The sequence below is a fragment of the Parabacteroides sp. AF17-28 genome, assembly GCF_003479205.1.
Classification (GTDB): Bacteria; Bacteroidota; Bacteroidia; order Bacteroidales; family Tannerellaceae; genus Parabacteroides; species Parabacteroides acidifaciens.
Genome location: NZ_QUGV01000027.1, coordinates 51,281 through 70,096, shown reverse-complemented (window position 1 = coordinate 70,096; position 18,816 = coordinate 51,281). Strand labels below are relative to the sequence as shown.

Here is an 18,816-nt window from a genome sequence, read left to right as displayed (position 1 = left end):
TTGTTTTAAAAGAAAATAAGTCTGCGTTCCTCTGCGTAATCTGCGCCCGTCTGCGTCCGGTAAATACGAGCAAACGCACCGTTAAATCATCATTTATCATTTCAAAACAATATCAAAATAATCTGCACTAAATCGCATGGATAGATACGGAGAAGAATACATCTTGTCGGTTTTGATGGTTTCGCCGGAAGACAATTATATGGTGGAAATTGTCTTCCCCGGCGCACTGGCCACCAACTACGGAATCTGTCTTCCTGCCGTGCGGGAAATGAAAGCTGCGGCCGGAATCGTAATAGGAGAACTGCGTTTGACGGAGCGTTTCTTTCAACCACTGCGAAAGCTATAACCGATCTGTCCGGTGGCTTTTCGGGCGCAGAGGGAAAATCAGAATCTTCTGCGCCCGTTCTATGTATCAAGACTTAAAAGAGTTATTTGGGAAGGAAATTCCTTCGGTCAAGAAGTTTAACCTTAAATTGAGTACGTTACCCGTTGAAAAGCATCCTTTTTATTACAAGGCGGCCTACGACACCGCTTTTACGGAGTGGGACACGCTTGCAAAAAGTTACCGTACGTTTCTAACAAACCTGTTGTTGCACGACAAGCAACGTACAGCCGACTACCTGCGCCGGCATACGGTGTTCGGTTCGCTGGTCTACATCCTCCGCGAACCCGTCTTGCTTCGGCGGCTGCTCTCGCTATCGGAAGGAAAGGGCAACGGCGGCGTCCCGTCATACAGGCATCTGTCTTTCTGCCTGCTCCTCGCTTTCGACTTCTCCGAAACAGTGGATTACCTGAGCGACAAACTGCGCATAGACTCCGCCACAACCGACGACCTATGCGACCTGATGGACCTGGTTCGCTTGGATAATGAGCCGGGACACCTCCGGCCGCACACGTTGTATTAGGTGTCATTATCATCATAAAATGATAATCACTTTATGATAATAATGATATTTTCTTTATATTTGTCTGACAATAAACAAGAAATCGTATGAACAATCCATTTGTAACAAACGGTTATGTGTCGCCGAAGTATTTTTGTGACCGGGAAAAAGAAACAGCTAAAATTGTTTCACTCCTGACAAATGAAAATAATATCGATGTTTACTTCCCCGGCACGTCCTTTCTATCAGTCGGTTACTTTGATCAATCTTGCCCCTATTTCTTTGGAGAAATATACTGAATTCTGTTGCAGGCATTTTACGCAAGAAGGGAAAGAATTATTGCCGGAAGTTGTAATCAACCTGTATGAACGCTTCGAGGGCATAACCTCCTACATGCAGAAAGTGATGAACATTCTTTTTACCATGACCCCGGAAGGAGGAAGATGCTTACCTGAAATGACAGATATCGCAATTAAAGATATTCTTGATCTTTCGTCAGACACTTATGAAACATTATTATATCAAATGCCTGAAAAACAACGAGCTGTTTTCCAAGCCATAGCAGCAGAGGGAAAGGCTGAAGCCATATCCGGCGGCAATTTTGTACGCAAATACCGTTTGATATCCGCAAGTTCAGTATCATCAGCAGCAAAAGGTTTGCTGGAAAAGGATTTCATCACTTTTGATAAAGGGATCTATCAAGTTTATGATCAATTTTTCCTGCTTTGGTTGCGCTACAAAGAAGGGGGCTTATTGTAAAAAAACATCCAAACTTCTTATTGCAAATCTTTCGCTCCGAAACAAAGAGGCAACAACGATTCGGCACTCTCCGCTATAATCACCTCTTTTGTTCCGCATAACAGCACCTTCATCGGTTTGCCGTAGCGTTGTTCTGTTTCCAACAAGACTTGGCGACAGGCGCCACAGGGTGAAATACTTTCTACCTGGCGGCCATTTGTGGCGGCAGCGATAGCAAGCGCAACAACCGGGACATCCGGATACCGATGGCCGGCATGAAACAAAGTCACCCGTTCCGCACACAAACCGGACGGATAGGCGGCGTTTTCCTGATTGCTTCCGGTCACAATCGTACCGTTTGCCAACAGGGCGGCTGCCCCTACATGAAACTTCGAATAAGGGGCATACGACTGTTCCGTAGCCTTTACGGCTGCTTGCATCAACGGCAATTCTTCATCCGGCAACTCGACAAGCGGATATATTCTGATTCTTGTTTCCAGTTTGATCTCTTTCATAAGGCAACATTTAATGTGATATTGGCAAAAATACTAAAAATTAAGCCATAATTTGAACGCAGAGAGTTTTTCTTCGCTAATCGTCACTTTGGTTTTATAAGGCGGACGTACCGTTACTACGATCTTTCCGTTAAAATAAGGTTCCGCATGGTCGATAGCATCAATGCAAACAATGATCTGCCGATTAGCCCTAAAGAAACAGGCCGGATCCAATTGATCCGTCAATTTATTGAGAGATAAATCAATGATATGTTCCTGACCATTTTTCGTAACAGCAAATGTCACCTTGTTTTCCGAATAAAAATAGGCAATATCGTCAACCCGTAACGTCCAAAAACGATCGACTCCTGAAATCAGGAAACGAGACCGGTAACGTTTTTCCTTCTGTTGCAGTGCATCAAGTAAAGTCTCCAGATAATCCTGCGATTTGACATATTCGCCCCCCAGCAATGTCTCATATTTCAGAATGGCATCCGAAAGACGCTTTTCGTCTACCGGCTTCAGTATATAATCGATACTGTTGACAGCAAATGCCCGAACCGCGTACTGATCATAAGCAGTCGTAAAGATAACAACCGAAGTAGGTTTGGCTACCGAAAGAAAATCAAACGAATTGCCGTCTGCCAACTGTATATCGAGAAAGATAATATCCGGATGCGGGTGTTCCCGGAACCACAGGACCGCTTCGTCTACACTGCCCGGCAGGACAGTTACGTTCCACTCCGGACGCAGGCGCATCACCATCGAATTCAACAAACGGGCCGCCGGTACCTCATCTTCTATTATGACTACATTCAATTTATTCATACCAACAACGGAACTTTTACGATAAACATTTCTTTTTCATGTAAGGCCCGGATTTCCTCACCCAACATCAGCTTGCAACGATTTGACAAATTCTTCAACCCGATACCGGACGATTCCCTGCTTTTACGGGGCTGTACAAGGTTGGCAACGACCAGACGATCTTCCTGCACGAAAATATCGATCTTCATCGGCCGGGCGGAGGTAATCGTATTATGCTTGATCACATTTTCCACTAACAATTGTAAAGTAAGCGGAGGAAGCATCGCTTCCGTCAGGTCGGCAGGGATATCGCACACACAACTGATACAATCTCCCAGCCTCACCTTATGCAGAAACAGATATGAATCCAGGAACTCCAGCTCTTCTCCGAGTGAGACCAGCGTTTTATCCTGGCTTTGCAGGACATACCGGTATACACTGGATAAGTTTTTGGTGAAACGGACCGCATTATCAGGATTGTATTCGATTTCGGCAATCAACGTGTTCAAGCTATTGAACAGGAAATGAGGATTCAGCTGGTTTTGTAAAGCGGTGTAGCGTGCCGTATTGTTTTCCTTTTGCAACGCTGCGGCTTCCTGCTGCAATTTCAATGTGTTCTGGATAGAACGGTTCGCCAGCAACAAGCCTAAAATAACCAACTCGACCAACCAGACGACCAGCAGAATACGCCACCCTCCATTGGGGAAGATAAGCGGATCGTCCATACCGACCAGCATCTTGGCTACGACCAGCAGACTGTAATTCAATAAGAGCAACAACAACATTACGATCGCATAGATCACAACTATTTTCCATCTTTTCCGAATGTTCAACGCATACTGATCATTCATCCACGAACTGATCCTCAATGTCGAATACCCCAAGACATTGAAAGCTGCCACAAAGAATACAAACGCCCCTTTCGAATACAGAACATCCGCCACATGGGCGGATAGTTCCGTATAATTTACGAGTAAGAGATAGGAAAAAGCTCCTAACCCGGAAAACAACAAACCATATAAAATTGCATTCCACTTCATACCCGTTTCATCCAAATTACAGAATATTTATTTCACACACAATCAATATTTATTTAACGCCTTTATCAACCCGGAATAATAGCCCTGGGCAAGTGCTTTGGCTTGTACGTAATTTAGCTGCGAAGTCTGCCGGTACGCCTGTGCTTCTATCACTTCCACTACCGATATTTTCCCTTCCGCGTAACGCTCCAAGGCCATCCGCTCGTTCTCGCGCGCTTTCCCCAACGAGTTTTCTGCCAGTTCCACCTGTTCAAGCGCCTGGGACAAAGAGGTGCGGGCTGTTTGCACTTCAAGGTTCACCTGATCTTCAACTTTGTTGATCTGATCGTTTGCCATACCAATTTTCATTGTAGAGGCCCGCTTCTCATTCCTGCGTTTTCCCCACTCGAACAAAGGTACGGACAATTTGGCATATACCACATAGTTAGGATCCAAATCCGCACGAAAATCATAACCCGGAGACGAGTAACTCCCGTCCAGCCCAATGTATAACTGTGGTTTGTAGCGGGAATCCGTCAACCTCAATGAGCTTTCCGCCATCTTCAACTGATCGTATGCCATACGGATCTCCGGTCTTCCTGCTCCGTCCGATATCCAGATATCATTCGTATAGCCGACCTCCGGAATGCTTCGATCTATTTCGGTCGGATCCTGCAAATTCACTCCGATCAACGAATTAAGGGCCATACGGCCTATCTCGAAATTACTTTTTGCCTGCAACAACTGATATTCCGCCTCATTCTTCTTTACCTCGACCATCAGTAATTCTTGCCGGTCAACCAAGCCCGCCTCTACCCGCTCGCGAATCGTTTGCTCTAAGGTAGACATCGAATTGCGGTACTCAAGCGCCACATCGACAATTTCCCTCCGCGCCACCGTATTCCAATATTGCATATCCGTCTGGTAACAGACAGCCGAGCGAAACAATTCTTCCTGATTGGAGGCTAACGAATGACGATGTCCGGCCATACGGATCGATTCCAGAATCCGCCCTCCCGTATAAACAGGTTGAAGCAAAGAAAGGGAAACACCGTATTTCAAGTCACGGCCTTCAAACGTCATCGGTTGTTCAAGGGCAGGAAGATCCAATGTCAACTGGATCGGTTGCCCGGTATACTGGAAATTGGCATTTCCGGACAGCTTTGGTTTCCAGTCAGCCTTCGCCGCTTTTTCCAGCTCGATGCTGGCCGAAATATTCTTATCTGCCGATTTCAGATCATGGCTGTATTCCAAAGCCATAGACCGGTATTTCTTTAGCAATGAGCTTTGTTGGGAATAAGAAACTCCGGTCCAGAGCAGGAACACACTTATCAATAGATACTTTTTTCTCATATCTGTTCTTTTTTTACCTTATAAAATAGAGTATACAATGCCGGGGTTACAAACAAAGTCAACAGTGTGGCAAACGTCAAGCCGAAAATAATAGTAGCAGCCATCCCTCCGAACGCCACATCGAAAAGAAGCGGAACCATTCCGAGGATAGTAGTCGTTGCAGCCATCAGTACCGGACGTGTTCGGGAGACGGTAGCTTCGACAACCGCCGTGTACGGGGTAACACCTTTCTTTCGCTGTACGTTGATCTCATCCAGCAACACGATCACATTCTTTATAATCATCCCCAACAGGCCCAGCCAACCGGCAATAGGGAAAAAGCCGAAATCAAAACCGGTCAACAACATTCCTACTGCCACTCCGATCAACGACAGGGGTAAAACACAAAGGATAATTACCGGTTGCCGGAAGTTTCCGAACAAAGCGACCAAGACAACCACCAACATCAAGAATGCCAGCGGAAAAAACTTGGCTATCGCCTGCATGGCTTCTCTTTGGTCCTTATATTGAGAGTCCCAGAAAAAAGAATATCCTTCCGGAAGTTTCATCCGTTCCACCTCATGACGAATCTCGCCATGTACCTCCGCCATCGTGTACCCCGATTTCACACCGCACATGGCAGACATGGACAATTGCCGGTTATAGGTACGCACTTGCGGAAACTCCCAGGTTGTTTCAATCCGCTCCGTCACTTGCGACAAAGGAGCCGACCGTTCGCCGTTCCATACGGAAAAGTTTCCTAACGAACGGGCATCCGTCACCCCCGCCCCATCCGATTTTAACAGGACAGGAACCTTTTTCTCATTATCACGATAAATACCGACCAGCGTTCCATCGTTGATAGATTTGACGGATTCCATCATCGAAGCTTTTGTTATGCCTAACGCGCCTGCTTTTACCGGATCATAGACCGGACGAATCATCATCGACATATTTCCCCATTCATTACGGGCATCGGCCACTTTCGGATTACGCCGCATAATCTCTATAGCCTCTCCGACCAACGAATCCAACACTTGCGGGTCCGGTCCGAGGAAACGGGCTTCTATCACCGCCTCAGTCAGCGGACTCAACTCAAACTTATTGACTTTAATCAGCGGACCCGGAAAACGTGTACGAATCGAGTCCTGCAGCAAGGCATGCAATTCCCGCGACTCTTTGGAGGATTTACATTTGACCAGAACTTGTGCATAATTGGACTGCGGCCCAAACGACACATTAGAGAGATAATAGCGCGGGGGTGTACGCCCGACATAAGTTGAAATCATTTCTGTTTGCTCATACTCCCGGATATAATCCGCCATTTCCGTAGCCAACCGGTCCGTCTCTTCTATCTTCACGCCTTCCGGCAACCAGATATCCAAGGTGAAATATTGTTTATCCAAGGCCGGGACAAACACTTTCGGGATAAACCTGAAGCTCCAGGCTGACAATACCAGCATCACAACCAAACTACCGAGCGTAACTGTCCGGTGCCGGATCACCCAATGCAGGGAAGAGCGGAACTTCTCATAATATTTACCGGAAAACAACGAATCCTGCAACTCTTCGGGACGCGGGCGGCGGACGTATTCCTGAATAAAGAAAGGCGTCTGCGTCAAAGCAAATATCCAACTAAACATCAACGAAACGCCGATAACGACCACCAACGAAGACAACAGTTCGCCGGTGATATGAGGCGAATAATAAATAGGCAGGAAGGTCAGGATCGCAATCACGGTAGCCGCCAGCAAAGGAAGTGCCGTTGCCGAACAAGCCCGCATAATCGCCACCCGTTTACGCATACCGCGCTGCATATTGACCAATGCCGAGTCCGACACTACAATCGCATTATCGACCAACATTCCCATCGCAATAATAATAGCCGCCAACGACATTCGTTGCAAAGCGATTCCCGATCCGAACATCACGATCAAAGTCGCGAAAATGGAAAAGACCAATCCGCTCCCGACGAGAATACCGTTCTTAAATCCGATAAAGAACAACAGGATCGCCACAACGGTAACAACCGATATGATCAGATTGAGGATAAAGCCCTGATTGGCGACATCCGATTCGTAACCCTGGTCGTATATGGATTGCAATTCGAATCCTTCGGGCATGGTTTCGGTTAGCTTGCCGATACAGGTTTTCACTACTTCCGCCATATCCACCACATTTCCCGTCGGGACGGTAGAGATGGCAATTCCGACAGCCGGCTTGCCATCTATCCGCATCAGGTTGGAGGCCGGTTGCTGATAACTCTCTTCGATCGTCGCGACATCGGCCAGACGGAAATGCTCTCCGGTACGCGAAACGATCGTCAGGTTCCGGATATCATCCAGCGAATAGAAATTACCGGTCGATTCGATCCGGATACGATTCTGTCCGGCATCGATGCCACCGGCATCCACCACCCGGTTCTGGGCATCAAAAGCATGGGCGATATCGGCTGTCGTAATACCGCTACGTGCCATCACAGAGGGACTTACAGACACATCGATCGTTGGCGTCCTGACTCCATATATTTCAATTTTAGCGACATCTTTAACCTTCAGCAGTTCGTTCTTGATCTGTTTGGCCTGGTCTTCCAGTTCACGATATGTATAACGGTCTCCCGTCAGGCCATAAAACACGCCCAGGACATCACCGAAATCGTCATTCACAATAGATGTACCGGCGCCAGCCGGTAACTTTCCCTGTACATCGTTCACTTTCCGGCGTAGCTTGTCCCACAATTGCTGCATCTCATCGGCACGGATTTCCTTTTTCACATAAACTGTGATTTTTGATAACCCTGCACGATTCTCCGTCTTCAGATAATAGAGTTCGCCAAGCGATTGAATCGCTTCTTCCAGCACATCCGTCACCTGCGATTGCACTTCCATCGGAGAAGCCCCCGGATAAGGCGTCAGTACCAAAGCCTGCTTAATCGTAAAAGGAGCATCTTCCAGCTTTCCCATTTTGACATACGAGAAAAGCCCACCGGCCAGGACTAAGACCAGCAACAGCACCGTGACAGCTTTCTTTTGCAGAAAATACTTGACCAGCTTCATCGTTTTCCTCTTTCTGAAATTGATACATCCATTCCGTCCGACAAGAAACGAAGTCCGCTTGTCGCCACGACCTCATCCTTCTGCAACCCCTCTTCTATCCGGACAGTCCCGTCCGGCAACAATTCACCGACCGTTACAGACTGACGGGCAACACGGTTTGTTTCAGGATTTACTACCCAAACATAATCCCCTACCGAAGGACGATGACAAAGGGCAGCCTGCGGGATGGTTATATTCCCGGAAACCACAGGGGCAGATTTCAGGAAAGCCTTTCCGGACATACCGGACAACAATCTGTTATCCTCATTCGGTAAGATAGCCGTCAACAGATAGGATAGATTATTGCGGGTCGTTCCTTTGGATATCTCGACCACGCCTGCTTTATATATTTGATCGGGTTGTGTATCGAAACGCAGGCGGATCGTATCGCGGGGCTGTATGGAACAGGCGATATCCTGTGTCACATAGACTTCTATTTTAAGCCGGTCGATATCGATAAAGGAAATCACAGGTTGGGAAGCTTTTACATCCTGAAACTTTTCCAGATAAACCTCTCCGACATAGCCATCGAACGGGGCGAGCAGCTTCGTGTCTTCCAACTCATTCACGGCTGTTTCGAAAGCAGCTTTTGCCGATGCATAATCCGCTTTTGCTTTCTCATAGACACTGGCCGCCACATTTTCTTTCTCAAACAAAACCTGTATACGCTCATATTCGGCTTTTGCTTGCAGAAACACAGCTTCCGCACGGTTACGGCGAATCCGGAAATCACGCGGATCGATACCGGCTATAATACTCCCACGCCTATACCGGTTACCGGTATACACGTCAAACTGGTCGACCGGACCGCTCACACGAAAAGAAAGTTCGGAGGTCCGGAACGGTTGGGCGATAAAGGCAAACTCCGTATCGCCATCCATAGAAACGGATGATACGCGGGCCGTATTCACCTCTATGCCCTGCTCTTTTTTTATATCCTTATCTTTGCAGGAGACAAACAACAGGGCAATGCCTACAAGCAGGACGGGATTCAATCTAATCTTCATATCTCATCTTTTAAATTCCGTCCAAAAGTAAAAGACCTTTTCTGCTGTTATAGGAAATTAGTTTCCGAAACCGGAAAAAACACTTCCGAAAAGGAAATTCAGCCTGCCGGAACAAAAAGTTTCAGCATATTCGACCCTGTGAAACTTTTGTTTCATCGGCATGGAACTTTAGTTTCTCCGAGATGGATTTTTTGTTTCTTCGGCATGAAACTTTTAACCAATGCCGGAAATAATTATCTTTGTCTCTGAAATAATTACAATAACAGATCAGTCATGCGATTAACACTACGAATTCTTTCCATACTTGTGATATTTTCCATTACAGGGACAGTTCTGGCAGCAAGCCAGCGGAAAGTGCCGTCATACGAAAAGTACATCAAACAATATAGCAACCTGGCCATCCAGCATCAAAAGAAATACCGCATACCGGCGAGTATCACGCTTGCGCAGGGCTTGCTGGAATCCGGCGCCGGGCAAAGCGAACTGGCGCGCAAGTCGAACAACCATTTCGGCATCAAATGCCACTCCGACTGGCGGGGCGGACGCGTCTATCACGATGACGATCTGCGGGGAGAATGTTTCCGTAAATATAAGAATCCGGAACAATCATATGAAGACCATGCCCGTTTCCTCGTCGATCGTCCGCGCTATGCTCCCCTGTTCAAACTAAAGGTTACGGACTACAAAGGTTGGGCACGGGGCTTGCAGAAATGCGGGTATGCAACCGACCGGGCTTATGCCAACCGGTTGATCAAACTGATCGAAGACTACGAGCTCTATCGTTACGACACCGCCAAGGGAGGCGCATCGAAACCCACCAAGCAGCCCGCCCGCGTCTCCAAATACACGGTCTACCGGACAAACGGATTGCTGTATGTCTACTCCAACGGACGGGACAGTTTCGACGATATTGCCGCCAGCCTCGGTTTCCGGGTGAAAGACCTGAAGAAGTATAACGAGGTGCCGGAAGACTTCCCGCTGCAGAAAGGCGACATCGTCTATTTGGAAAAGAAAAAGAAGAAAGCCGACAAGCCGAATTACGACCATGTCGTGCAGGTGGGCGAATCCATGCATAGCATCGCGCAGAAGTACGGAATACAGATCAAGAGCTTATATAAAATGAATAAAAAGCACTATGATTATATTCCCGAAGAAGGAGATGTTCTAAAACTTAGATAAGTAAGACAAAAAAATAGTATCTTTGCAGGCAAATTTCAGAAAAAAATGAGTGACCAACGTTACAACCTACGCGGGGTATCCGCTTCGAAAGAAGATGTTCACAATGCAATAAAGAACATCGACAAGGGAATATTTCCCAAAGCATTCTGTAAGATCATCCCCGATATTCTGGGCGGTGATCCCGAATATTGCAACATCATGCATGCCGACGGAGCCGGAACCAAATCATCCCTGGCCTATATGTACTGGAAAGAGACCGGGGACTTGTCCGTCTGGAAAGGCATCGCACAAGACGCATTGATCATGAACATCGACGACCTGCTGTGCGTAGGCGCAGTCGACAATATATTAGTTTCCTCGACAATCGGCCGTAACAAACTGCTGATACCCGGAGAGGTGATCTCCGCCATTATCAACGGGACGGACGAACTATTGGCCGAACTCCGTGAAATGGGAGTCGGTTGCTATGCGACAGGCGGAGAGACAGCCGACGTGGGCGACCTGGTTCGTACTATCATCGTCGACAGCACGGTTACCTGCCGCATGAAACGCGCCGATGTAATCGACAACAAGAACATCAAAGGTGGTGATGTGATCGTGGGAATGGCTTCCTTCGGACAGGCCACTTACGAAAAAGAATATAACGGTGGAACAGGCAGTAACGGTTTGACCTCTGCCCGCCACGACGTATTTGCCAAGTATCTGGCTAAAAAATATCCGGAAAGCTATGACGCTGCCGTGCCGGATGAATTGGTTTACTCCGGCGGCTTGAAACTGACGGACCGGATCGAAGAATTAGGTATCGACGCCGGCAAGTTAGTGCTTTCCCCTACCCGAACATACGCTCCGGTAATTAAGGTGCTGCTGGACAAACTGCGCCCGCAGATCGACGGGATGGTACACTGTTCCGGCGGTGCACAGACCAAAGTCATGCATTTTGTTGAAAACAAACGGATCGTTAAAAACAACCTCTTCCCCGTTCCTCCCCTTTTCCGGATTATTCAGGAACAGAGCGGTACGGACTGGAGCGAGATGTACAAAGTATTCAATATGGGACACCGTATGGAAGTCTACATCGCGCCTGAATATGCGGAAGAAGTGATCAGCATCTCGAAAAGTTTCGGCATAGATGCACAGATTGTCGGCTTTGTCGAGGAAGCGGAAAAGAACGAATTAATCATCGAAAGCGAGAATGGTCGCTTTACCTATTAATTATAAATGGCCGAAAGCAATTTATTAGAGAAGTTAGACGGATTGGTGAGCCGTTTTGAGGAAGTCGGTACGTTAATTACCGACCCGGCAGTTATTGCCGACATGAAACGGTTCGTCAAATTAAACAAAGAATACCGCGATCTGGAAAAGATCGTTGCCGCTCGTGAGGAGTATGTCAAGGCATTGAACGGTATCAAAGAGGCCCGCGAACTGCTGGACAGCGAACAGGACCCGGAGATGCGCGAAATGGCCCGCGAAGAGCTGGACGCATGCAACAACCGCATCCCGGTATTGGAAGAAGAAATCAAGCTGCTTCTGGTTCCGACCGATCCGCAGGACGACAAAAATGCGATTGTCGAGATACGCGGAGGGACGGGAGGTGACGAAGCGGCGCTTTTTGCCGGCGACCTGTACCGCATGTACGTGAAGTATTGTGAGATGAAAGGCTGGAAAGTCGCCCTGTCCAGTTGTAGCGAAGGCGCAGCGGGAGGTTTCAAGGAAATTATCTTTACCGTCAGCGGGGAAAAGGTGTACGGCACTCTCAAATACGAATCGGGTGTGCATCGTGTACAACGCGTACCGGCCACCGAGACTCAGGGACGTGTGCATACTTCGGCAGCCACTGTTGCCGTACTTCCCGAAGCAGATGAATTCGATGTAGAAATCAATGAAGGCGAGATCAAATGGGACACATTCCGTTCGGGTGGCGCCGGAGGGCAGAACGTGAACAAGGTCGAATCGGGTGTCCGCCTGCGCTATGTATGGAAGAATCCGAATACCGGCGTGAGCGAAGAAATCCTGATCGAATGTACCGAGACGCGCGACCAGCCGAAGAACAAGGAACGGGCGCTTACCCGTCTGCGTTCGTTCATCTACGACAAGGAACATCAGAAATATCTGGACGATATTGCCGACAAACGGAAAACGATGGTCTCCACCGGCGACCGTTCGGCCAAGATCCGTACCTACAATTACCCGCAAGGACGTATCACCGACCATCGTATCAATTACACGATTTACAATCTTTCAGCCTTTATGGATGGGGATATACAAGGATGCCTCGATCAGCTGATCGTGGCAGAGAATGCTGAACGACTGAAAGAGTCTGAACTATAACATTATTTTTAGACTAATTTTTTACACGTAACAACATGAACAAGCAGCAATTATTCGAAAACATCAAGAAAAAGCAATCCTTCCTTTGCGTAGGACTGGATACTGATATAAAGAAGATCCCGCAGCATCTGCTGGATGAAGAAGATCCCATTTTCGCATTCAATAAGGCAATCATCGACGCTACGGCCGACTATTGCGTGGCCTACAAGCCGAACCTCGCTTTCTACGAAAGCCTGGGTGTGAAAGGTATGTTGTCTTTTGAAAAGACAGTCGCTTATCTGCGTGAAAACTATCCCGACCAGTTTATCATTGCCGATGCGAAGCGCGGCGACATCGGTAACACATCCGAAATGTATGCCCGTTCGTTCTTCGATCATATCAAGGTAGACGCCGTAACAGTGGCTCCGTATATGGGCGAAGACAGTGTGAAACCGTTCCTGATCTATCCGGAAGCGTGGGTTATCCTGCTGGCGTTGACCTCCAACAAAGGCTCACAGGATTTCCAGATGACGGAAGATGCCAACGGCGAACGCCTGTTCGAGAAAGTACTGAAGAAATCGCAAGAATGGGCTACCGACGAACAGATGATGTATGTGGTAGGCGCAACGCAAGGCAAGATGTTCCTCGACATCCGTAAACATGCTCCCAATCACTTCCTGCTGGTACCGGGCGTAGGCGCTCAGGGCGGAAGCCTTGCCGAAGTCGCACAATACGGTATGAACGATCAATGCGGACTGTTGGTCAACTCCTCCCGTGCCATTATCTATGCAGACAAAACAGAGAATTTTGCGACCGTAGCACGCGCTGCGGCAGAGGCCGTACAACGCGAAATGGCAGGTTATCTGCATGATAAAGGAATTATTCCTTGTAAAGCATAGGCTATCCCAATAATTTTCACCATTTTTGCAAAATGCCTTGGTGCAAGTCAGGTTATTGCATTTGAAATATATATAAAAAAATAAGTAATGGAGTTTTCAGCCCAACAAATAGCAAGTGTTTTAGGAGGAACCGTTGAAGGCAACCCTGAAGTGAAAGTGAACAACTTCTCTAAAATAGAAGAAGGTAAACCGGGAACATTATCGTTCCTGGCCAATCCCAAATACGAACATTTCATCTACAACACTGAAGCAAGCATTGTTTTGGTAAACAATGATTTCACTCCTTCCGAACCGGTGAAAGCGACCTTGGTAAAGGTTGCCAATGCCTATGCTTCGCTTGCCATACTGCTGAATATTGTGGAACAGGCGAAAGCGAAAAAGGCTGGAATAGATGCCACAGCTTTTATTGCCAGCTCAGCAACAGTCGGCGAAGACTGCTATGTCGGGAACTTCGCCTATATCGGTGAAAATGTGAAGATCGGCAAGAACTGCCGGATCTATCCGCACGCTTACATTGGCGACAACGTAACGATCGGAGAAAACTGCACGATCTATCCGCACGCAACTATCTATAACGGATGTGTGATTGGCAACAACTGTATCCTGCACGCCGGAAGCGTAATCGGATCAGACGGCTTCGGATTTGCTCCCGAAGGCGATAATTACAAAAAGATTCCCCAGTTGGGCAATGTCGTTTTAGAAGACGATGTCGAGATCGGCGCCAATACGACGATCGACCGTGCCGTTATGGACTCGACTATCATCCGCCGGGGCGTGAAACTGGACAACCTCGTGCAGATCGCCCACAATGTGGAAGTCGGCGAAAATACGGTTATGGCAGCCCAGGTTGGCATTGCCGGTTCCGTTAAGATCGGCAGCCATTGCATGTTTGGCGGACAGGCCGGATTATCCGGTCATATTCATGTAGCCGACCATGTCGTATTCGGTGCACAATGCGGTGTGATCAGTGACGTAAAAGAACCGACGACTCTGCTGGGAGCTCCGGCCATCAACGCAAAGGCGTTCATGCGCTCGAGCGCCATCTTCAACCGTTTGCCGGATATGTACCGCCAGATGGGACAGATGCAGCGTGAGATTGAGCAATTAAAAAAAGAACTTAATAAATAAATCAGATAAACGTATGCAGAAACAGAAGACGCTTGCCACGAGTTTCTCTATGCAAGGAAAAGGGTTGCATACGGGGTTGGACATTCAAATCACATTCCACCCTGCGCCCGAAAATCATGGATATAAGATAAAACGTGTTGACCTGGAAGGAGAACCTGTAATCGATGCCGTAGCCGAAAATGTAGCCGGAACCCAGAGAGGGACCGTGCTCTCCAAAAACGGCATTCAGGTAAGTACCATTGAACATGCGATGGCAGCCTTATATGCCTACGAAATAGACAACTGCCTGATAGAAGTGAACGCTCCCGAATTTCCGATCCTGGACGGCAGCTCACGTTTCTTTAGCGAAGAGATACAAAAAGCCGGTGTCGTAGAACAGAACGCACCGAAAGATTATTACATAGTAAAGCATAAAATCGAAGTAAAGGATGAAGAGACCGGTTCTTCGCTCATTATCCTTCCGGATGATAAGTTCAGTGTCAATGTACTGATTTCTTTCGATTCGCCCGTGCTTTCCAACCAATTCGCCACCTTGAACGATTTAAGCGAGTTCCCGGCTGAATTGGCGGCTTCCCGTACATTCGTATTTGTCCGCGAAGTGGAAATGTTGCTGCAGAACAACCTGATCAAAGGCGGAGACCTCGACAATGCGATCGTGATCTACGACCAGAAAGTGTCTCAGGAAGTACTCGACAACCTGGCGGACAAGCTGAACATCCCGCACAAGGATGTGAAAGACCTGGGCTACATCAACAACAAACCGTTAGTGTTCGACAACGAACCGGCACGCCATAAGCTGATCGACGTGATCGGCGACTTAGCATTGATCGGCAAACCGATCCGGGGCCGGGTGATTGCAACCCGCCCGGGACATAAGGTCAACAACCAGTTGGCACGTATGATCCGCAAGGACATCAAGCTGAACGAAGTACAGGCTCCGATCTACGATCCGAACAATGCGCCGGTGATGGACATCAACCGCATCCGCGAGTTGCTCCCGCACCGTTACCCGTTCTTGCTGGTCGACAAGATCATCGAGATCGGCGGCAACTATATCGTAGGTGTGAAAAACATCACAAGCAACGAACCGTTCTTTACAGGCCATTTCCCACAGGAACCGGTTATGCCGGGCGTATTGCAGGTGGAAGCGATGGCACAGACCGGAGGACTGCTCGTTCTGAATTCGGTTGACGAACCGGAACGCTACTCTACTTATTTCATGAAGATCGACGGCGTGAAATTCCGCCAGAAGGTTGTTCCGGGTGACACGCTGATCCTGCGTCTGGAACTGCTGGCTCCGATACGCCGGGGTATTTCCACCATGAAAGGTTATGTCTTCGTAGGCGATAAGTTAGTGAGCGAAGCCGAATTTATGGCACAGATTGTCAAAAACAAATAATTATATAAGGTAATGAGTATATCCCCCTTAGCAGTCGTTCATCCCGAAGCAAAGATCGGTCAGAACACAACGATTGACCCGTTTGCCGTAATCGAGAAAGATGTCGTAATCGGTGAAAACTGCCGTATTCATTCGCATGTAACGATTCTGGACGGCGCACGAATCGGTAATAATTGTAATGTATTTCCGGGAGCCGTGATCGCCGGCATTCCCCAGGACTTGAAGTTCAAAGGAGAACAGACAATCGCCGAGATCGGCGATAATACGACGCTCCGTGAATGTGTGACTATCAATCGCGGAACAGCCTCCAAAGGGAAAACGGTCGTAGGCCGCAACTGTCTGATCATGGCTTATTCCCATATTGCCCACGACTGCGTGCTGAAAGATAATATCATTATCGGTAACGCTTCGCAGATTGCCGGGGAAGTAGAGATTGACGACTACGCCATCGTGAGCGGCGGTAGCCTGGTCCACCAGTTTTCACGCATCTCCAAACATGTAATGGTACAGGGCGGTTCACGCATCGGCAAGGATATTCCTCCTTACACGCTGATCGGACGCGACCCGATCGTCTACTGCGGTATCAATATCGTAGGCTTGCGCCGTCGCGGTTTCACCAATCAGCAGGTATTCCTGATCCAGGATATCTACCGGACACTTTACACGCGCGGCCTCAACAATACGGAAGCATTGAAAGCAATCGAAACGGAATACGAACCCAGCGAGGAACGTGATTTGATCCTCAACTTCATCAAATCATCTCAGCGCGGTATTGTCAGAGGTTCGATTGATGAGTAAATAATGTGATAATATGGCAATGTGCCAATGTGCCAATTAAATTCATACTCCCATTGGCATATTGGCACATTATTTTATTGGCACATTATTTTTATTTTACTACTTTTGAACCAACAAAAAACTAATAACGATTATGGTATTTAGATTTCTAATTCTATCAGATGAAGTTGACGACTTCAAACACGAGATAAAAATCGACTCGGAAGCTACATTCCTGGATTTGTACAATGCCATTATGGACTCTGTTGGGTACACAAAAGATCAGATGTGTTCTTTCTTCATCTGCGATGACGACTGGAGCAAGAATACGGAAATCACCCTGGTTGAGATGGACACCACTTCCGAAGTGGACAATTATATAATGGAAGATACACGTCTGGAAGAACTCCTGGAAGACGAACACCAGAAGTTGCTTTTCGTCTTCGATTATATGACCGAACGCGCTTTCTTCATGGAACTCCGCGAGATCATCCCCGGAAAGGATCTGGACAAACCCGTATGCAGCAAGTCTATAGGCGAAGCGCCTGTGCAAATCATGTCGTTCGACGATATGGACCCGAAAGCCGGCAACACCGAAATCGGCGAAGATTTCTATGGTGATTCCGAATACGATATTGATGAACTCGACAAAGAAGGTTTCGACGGACTCGGCGACGGACCGATGGACAATCCGTACGACGACGAGCGTTTCTGATTAATGAACTCCCTTGTCATCCTATTGGGGCCGACAGGAGTCGGCAAGACGGAACTGAGCCTGCGCATAGCAGAACATTTCGGTTCACCGATTATTTCTTCCGACTCCCGTCAGCTCTACAAAGACCTCCCGATAGGCACGGCCGCCCCTACGGCTGAACAAATGGCACGTGTACGGCATTATATGGTCGGCACCCTGTCACTCACCGATTATTACAGCGCAAGCAATTTTGAAGAAGATGTGATGGTCCTGCTCCGGGAACTTCACCGCACACATCCGACCGTCGTCATGACGGGTGGCAGTATGATGTATATCGACGCTGTTACGAAAGGAATCGACGACATCCCTACCGTCACACCCGAAATACGGGTTGCCATTTACAAAGAATTTGAAGAAAAGGGCCTTGCCCCTATCCTTGCCGAATTAAAGGAAGCCGATCCCATACATTATGAAGAAGTAGACCGCAACAACTACAAACGCGTGATCCATGCCGTCGAGATCTGTCGGATGACCGGCAAACCCTATTCATCTTTCCGCACCAACACCCGCAAAAAGCGTCCGTTCCAGATCATACAGATCGGGCTGACCCGTGACCGCGAAGAGCTGTACGACCGCATCAACCGCCGCGTAGACCAGATGATGGCCGACGGCATGCTGGAAGAAGCACGCCGCGTCTATCCTTTCCGTGAGCTGAACTCCCTCAACACGGTCGGCTACAAAGAACTGTTTAAATATTTGGACGGTGAATGGACTTTGGACTTTGCCATAGAAAAGATCAAACGCAACTCCCGCGTTTACGCCCGCAAGCAGATGACCTGGTTCAAGCGGGACACTGATATTAAATGGTTCCACCCGGATAACGAAGAAGCAATACTCGCTTATTTAAATCAAAAAAAATTCTAAATAATGCCGGAGTTCTGATAGAACTTCGTCGTTTCGTTGGCAAATATATGTAAATATTTACACCCGTAAATTATTCTTGCAAATAAATACTGGTTATTAATCAAAATTAACATAAAAAGTTTCATTCTCACTT

General features: G+C 47.8%; 18 protein-coding genes. 12 read left to right on the top strand and 6 right to left on the bottom strand.

The genetic code is table 11. The features are described 5' to 3' along the window. The first annotated feature begins 136 nt into the window (after positions 1 to 136). The 3 genes from DWW90_RS16905 to DWW90_RS16895 all read left to right on the top strand — a co-directional run bounded on the left by DWW90_RS16905 (position 137) and on the right by DWW90_RS16895 (position 1,643). Positions 137 to 346 carry a hypothetical protein gene (locus DWW90_RS16905; protein WP_187574937.1) on the top strand — a complete coding sequence of 70 codons (210 nt, stop codon included), beginning with the start codon at positions 137 to 139 and terminating at the stop codon, positions 344 to 346. Positions 347 to 407: 61 nt separating this feature from the next. Continuing rightward, on the top strand, positions 408 to 905 hold the full coding sequence (locus tag DWW90_RS16900) for a hypothetical protein (protein ID WP_122345817.1): 498 nt from the start codon (positions 408 to 410) through the stop codon (positions 903 to 905). Between the two features lie 180 nt (positions 906 to 1,085). Next, positions 1,086 to 1,643, top strand: coding sequence for a hypothetical protein (locus tag DWW90_RS16895; RefSeq protein ID WP_233547793.1), 558 nt, complete (start codon positions 1,086 to 1,088; stop codon positions 1,641 to 1,643). Positions 1,644 to 1,660: 17 nt separating this feature from the next. Here DWW90_RS16895 and cdd read toward each other — a convergent pair whose 3' ends face one another. Genes cdd through DWW90_RS16865 form a run of 6 tightly spaced genes read right to left on the bottom strand, consistent with a single transcriptional unit; the run spans position 1,661 to position 9,376 of the window. Further along, a complete protein-coding gene (cdd, locus tag DWW90_RS16890; RefSeq protein WP_122345816.1) occupies positions 1,661 to 2,137 on the bottom strand; it encodes a cytidine deaminase in 477 nt (158 codons plus the stop codon). A gap of 33 nt (positions 2,138 to 2,170) precedes the next feature. Next, entirely contained in the window at positions 2,171 to 2,944 is a 774-nt protein-coding gene (locus DWW90_RS16885; RefSeq protein WP_122345815.1) for a LytTR family DNA-binding domain-containing protein, read from the bottom strand. After that, positions 2,941 to 3,963 carry a sensor histidine kinase gene (locus tag DWW90_RS16880; RefSeq protein WP_122345827.1) on the bottom strand — a complete coding sequence of 341 codons (1,023 nt, stop codon included), beginning with the start codon at positions 3,961 to 3,963 and terminating at the stop codon, positions 2,941 to 2,943. The genes DWW90_RS16885 and DWW90_RS16880 overlap by 4 nt, the downstream gene beginning before the upstream one ends. 42 nt (positions 3,964 to 4,005) lie before the next feature. Continuing rightward, positions 4,006 to 5,295: a TolC family protein gene (locus DWW90_RS16875; protein WP_233547792.1), complete on the bottom strand. Its 1,290-nt coding sequence runs from the start codon at positions 5,293 to 5,295 to the stop codon at positions 4,006 to 4,008. Beyond that, on the bottom strand, positions 5,292 to 8,330 hold the full coding sequence (locus DWW90_RS16870) for an efflux RND transporter permease subunit (RefSeq protein ID WP_122345814.1): 3,039 nt from the start codon (positions 8,328 to 8,330) through the stop codon (positions 5,292 to 5,294). The genes DWW90_RS16875 and DWW90_RS16870 overlap by 4 nt, the downstream gene beginning before the upstream one ends. After that, positions 8,327 to 9,376 carry an efflux RND transporter periplasmic adaptor subunit gene (locus DWW90_RS16865; RefSeq protein ID WP_122345813.1) on the bottom strand — a complete coding sequence of 350 codons (1,050 nt, stop codon included), beginning with the start codon at positions 9,374 to 9,376 and terminating at the stop codon, positions 8,327 to 8,329. Before DWW90_RS16865 ends, DWW90_RS16870 begins: the two co-directional genes overlap by 4 nt. 273 nt (positions 9,377 to 9,649) lie before the next feature. Here DWW90_RS16865 and DWW90_RS16860 point away from each other — a divergent pair, with 273 nt between their 5' ends. From DWW90_RS16860 to miaA, 9 genes are all read left to right on the top strand, one after another. After that, positions 9,650 to 10,555 (top strand): glucosaminidase domain-containing protein, encoded by a 906-nt coding sequence (locus DWW90_RS16860; protein ID WP_122345812.1) that lies wholly within the window; start codon positions 9,650 to 9,652, stop codon positions 10,553 to 10,555. A gap of 45 nt (positions 10,556 to 10,600) precedes the next feature. Continuing rightward, positions 10,601 to 11,767 carry an AIR synthase related protein gene (locus DWW90_RS16855; RefSeq protein ID WP_122345811.1) on the top strand — a complete coding sequence of 389 codons (1,167 nt, stop codon included), beginning with the start codon at positions 10,601 to 10,603 and terminating at the stop codon, positions 11,765 to 11,767. 6 nt (positions 11,768 to 11,773) lie between these two features. Beyond that, positions 11,774 to 12,883, top strand: a complete 1,110-nt coding sequence (gene prfA / locus DWW90_RS16850) for a peptide chain release factor 1 (RefSeq protein ID WP_115500014.1) — start codon at positions 11,774 to 11,776, stop codon at positions 12,881 to 12,883. A gap of 35 nt (positions 12,884 to 12,918) precedes the next feature. Continuing rightward, entirely contained in the window at positions 12,919 to 13,761 is an 843-nt protein-coding gene (gene pyrF, locus DWW90_RS16845; RefSeq protein WP_122345810.1) for an orotidine-5'-phosphate decarboxylase, read from the top strand. A gap of 87 nt (positions 13,762 to 13,848) precedes the next feature. After that, entirely contained in the window at positions 13,849 to 14,889 is a 1,041-nt protein-coding gene (gene lpxD, locus DWW90_RS16840) for a UDP-3-O-(3-hydroxymyristoyl)glucosamine N-acyltransferase (protein WP_122345809.1), read from the top strand. Positions 14,890 to 14,902: 13 nt separating this feature from the next. Further along, entirely contained in the window at positions 14,903 to 16,288 is a 1,386-nt protein-coding gene (locus tag DWW90_RS16835; RefSeq protein ID WP_115500017.1) for a bifunctional UDP-3-O-[3-hydroxymyristoyl] N-acetylglucosamine deacetylase/3-hydroxyacyl-ACP dehydratase, read from the top strand. 12 nt (positions 16,289 to 16,300) lie between these two features. After that, complete coding sequence (gene lpxA / locus DWW90_RS16830; protein WP_115500018.1) at positions 16,301 to 17,086, top strand: acyl-ACP--UDP-N-acetylglucosamine O-acyltransferase; 786 nt, start codon at positions 16,301 to 16,303, stop codon at positions 17,084 to 17,086. Between the two features lie 133 nt (positions 17,087 to 17,219). Next, positions 17,220 to 17,780: a hypothetical protein gene (locus DWW90_RS16825; RefSeq protein ID WP_122345808.1), complete on the top strand. Its 561-nt coding sequence runs from the start codon at positions 17,220 to 17,222 to the stop codon at positions 17,778 to 17,780. 3 nt (positions 17,781 to 17,783) lie between these two features. Next, positions 17,784 to 18,683 carry a tRNA (adenosine(37)-N6)-dimethylallyltransferase MiaA gene (gene miaA, locus DWW90_RS16820; RefSeq protein ID WP_122345807.1) on the top strand — a complete coding sequence of 300 codons (900 nt, stop codon included), beginning with the start codon at positions 17,784 to 17,786 and terminating at the stop codon, positions 18,681 to 18,683. Positions 18,684 to 18,816: the final 133 nt, after the last annotated feature.

What these genes read in the sequence shown, in the direction of transcription:
- prfA (WP_115500014.1), top strand. Translation starts at nt 11,774, where the DNA reads ATGGCCGAAAGCAATTTATTAGAGAAGTTAGACGGATTGGTGAGCCGT.
- pyrF (WP_122345810.1), top strand. Translation starts at nt 12,919, where the DNA reads ATGAACAAGCAGCAATTATTCGAAAACATCAAGAAAAAGCAATCCTTC.
- DWW90_RS16905 (WP_187574937.1), top strand. Translation starts at nt 137, where the DNA reads ATGGATAGATACGGAGAAGAATACATCTTGTCGGTTTTGATGGTTTCG.
- DWW90_RS16895 (WP_233547793.1), top strand. Translation starts at nt 1,086, where the DNA reads ATGAAAATAATATCGATGTTTACTTCCCCGGCACGTCCTTTCTATCAG.
- DWW90_RS16900 (WP_122345817.1), top strand. Translation starts at nt 408, where the DNA reads ATGTATCAAGACTTAAAAGAGTTATTTGGGAAGGAAATTCCTTCGGTC.
- DWW90_RS16865 (WP_122345813.1), bottom strand. Translation starts at nt 9,376, where the DNA reads ATGAAGATTAGATTGAATCCCGTCCTGCTTGTAGGCATTGCCCTGTTG.
- DWW90_RS16825 (WP_122345808.1), top strand. Translation starts at nt 17,220, where the DNA reads ATGGTATTTAGATTTCTAATTCTATCAGATGAAGTTGACGACTTCAAA.
- lpxD (WP_122345809.1), top strand. Translation starts at nt 13,849, where the DNA reads ATGGAGTTTTCAGCCCAACAAATAGCAAGTGTTTTAGGAGGAACCGTT.
- lpxA (WP_115500018.1), top strand. Translation starts at nt 16,301, where the DNA reads ATGAGTATATCCCCCTTAGCAGTCGTTCATCCCGAAGCAAAGATCGGT.
- DWW90_RS16835 (WP_115500017.1), top strand. Translation starts at nt 14,903, where the DNA reads ATGCAGAAACAGAAGACGCTTGCCACGAGTTTCTCTATGCAAGGAAAA.
- miaA (WP_122345807.1), top strand. Translation starts at nt 17,784, where the DNA reads ATGAACTCCCTTGTCATCCTATTGGGGCCGACAGGAGTCGGCAAGACG.
- DWW90_RS16875 (WP_233547792.1), bottom strand. Translation starts at nt 5,295, where the DNA reads ATGAGAAAAAAGTATCTATTGATAAGTGTGTTCCTGCTCTGGACCGGA.
- DWW90_RS16870 (WP_122345814.1), bottom strand. Translation starts at nt 8,330, where the DNA reads ATGAAGCTGGTCAAGTATTTTCTGCAAAAGAAAGCTGTCACGGTGCTG.
- cdd (WP_122345816.1), bottom strand. Translation starts at nt 2,137, where the DNA reads ATGAAAGAGATCAAACTGGAAACAAGAATCAGAATATATCCGCTTGTC.
- DWW90_RS16860 (WP_122345812.1), top strand. Translation starts at nt 9,650, where the DNA reads ATGCGATTAACACTACGAATTCTTTCCATACTTGTGATATTTTCCATT.
- DWW90_RS16885 (WP_122345815.1), bottom strand. Translation starts at nt 2,944, where the DNA reads ATGAATAAATTGAATGTAGTCATAATAGAAGATGAGGTACCGGCGGCC.
- DWW90_RS16855 (WP_122345811.1), top strand. Translation starts at nt 10,601, where the DNA reads ATGAGTGACCAACGTTACAACCTACGCGGGGTATCCGCTTCGAAAGAA.
- DWW90_RS16880 (WP_122345827.1), bottom strand. Translation starts at nt 3,963, where the DNA reads ATGAAGTGGAATGCAATTTTATATGGTTTGTTGTTTTCCGGGTTAGGA.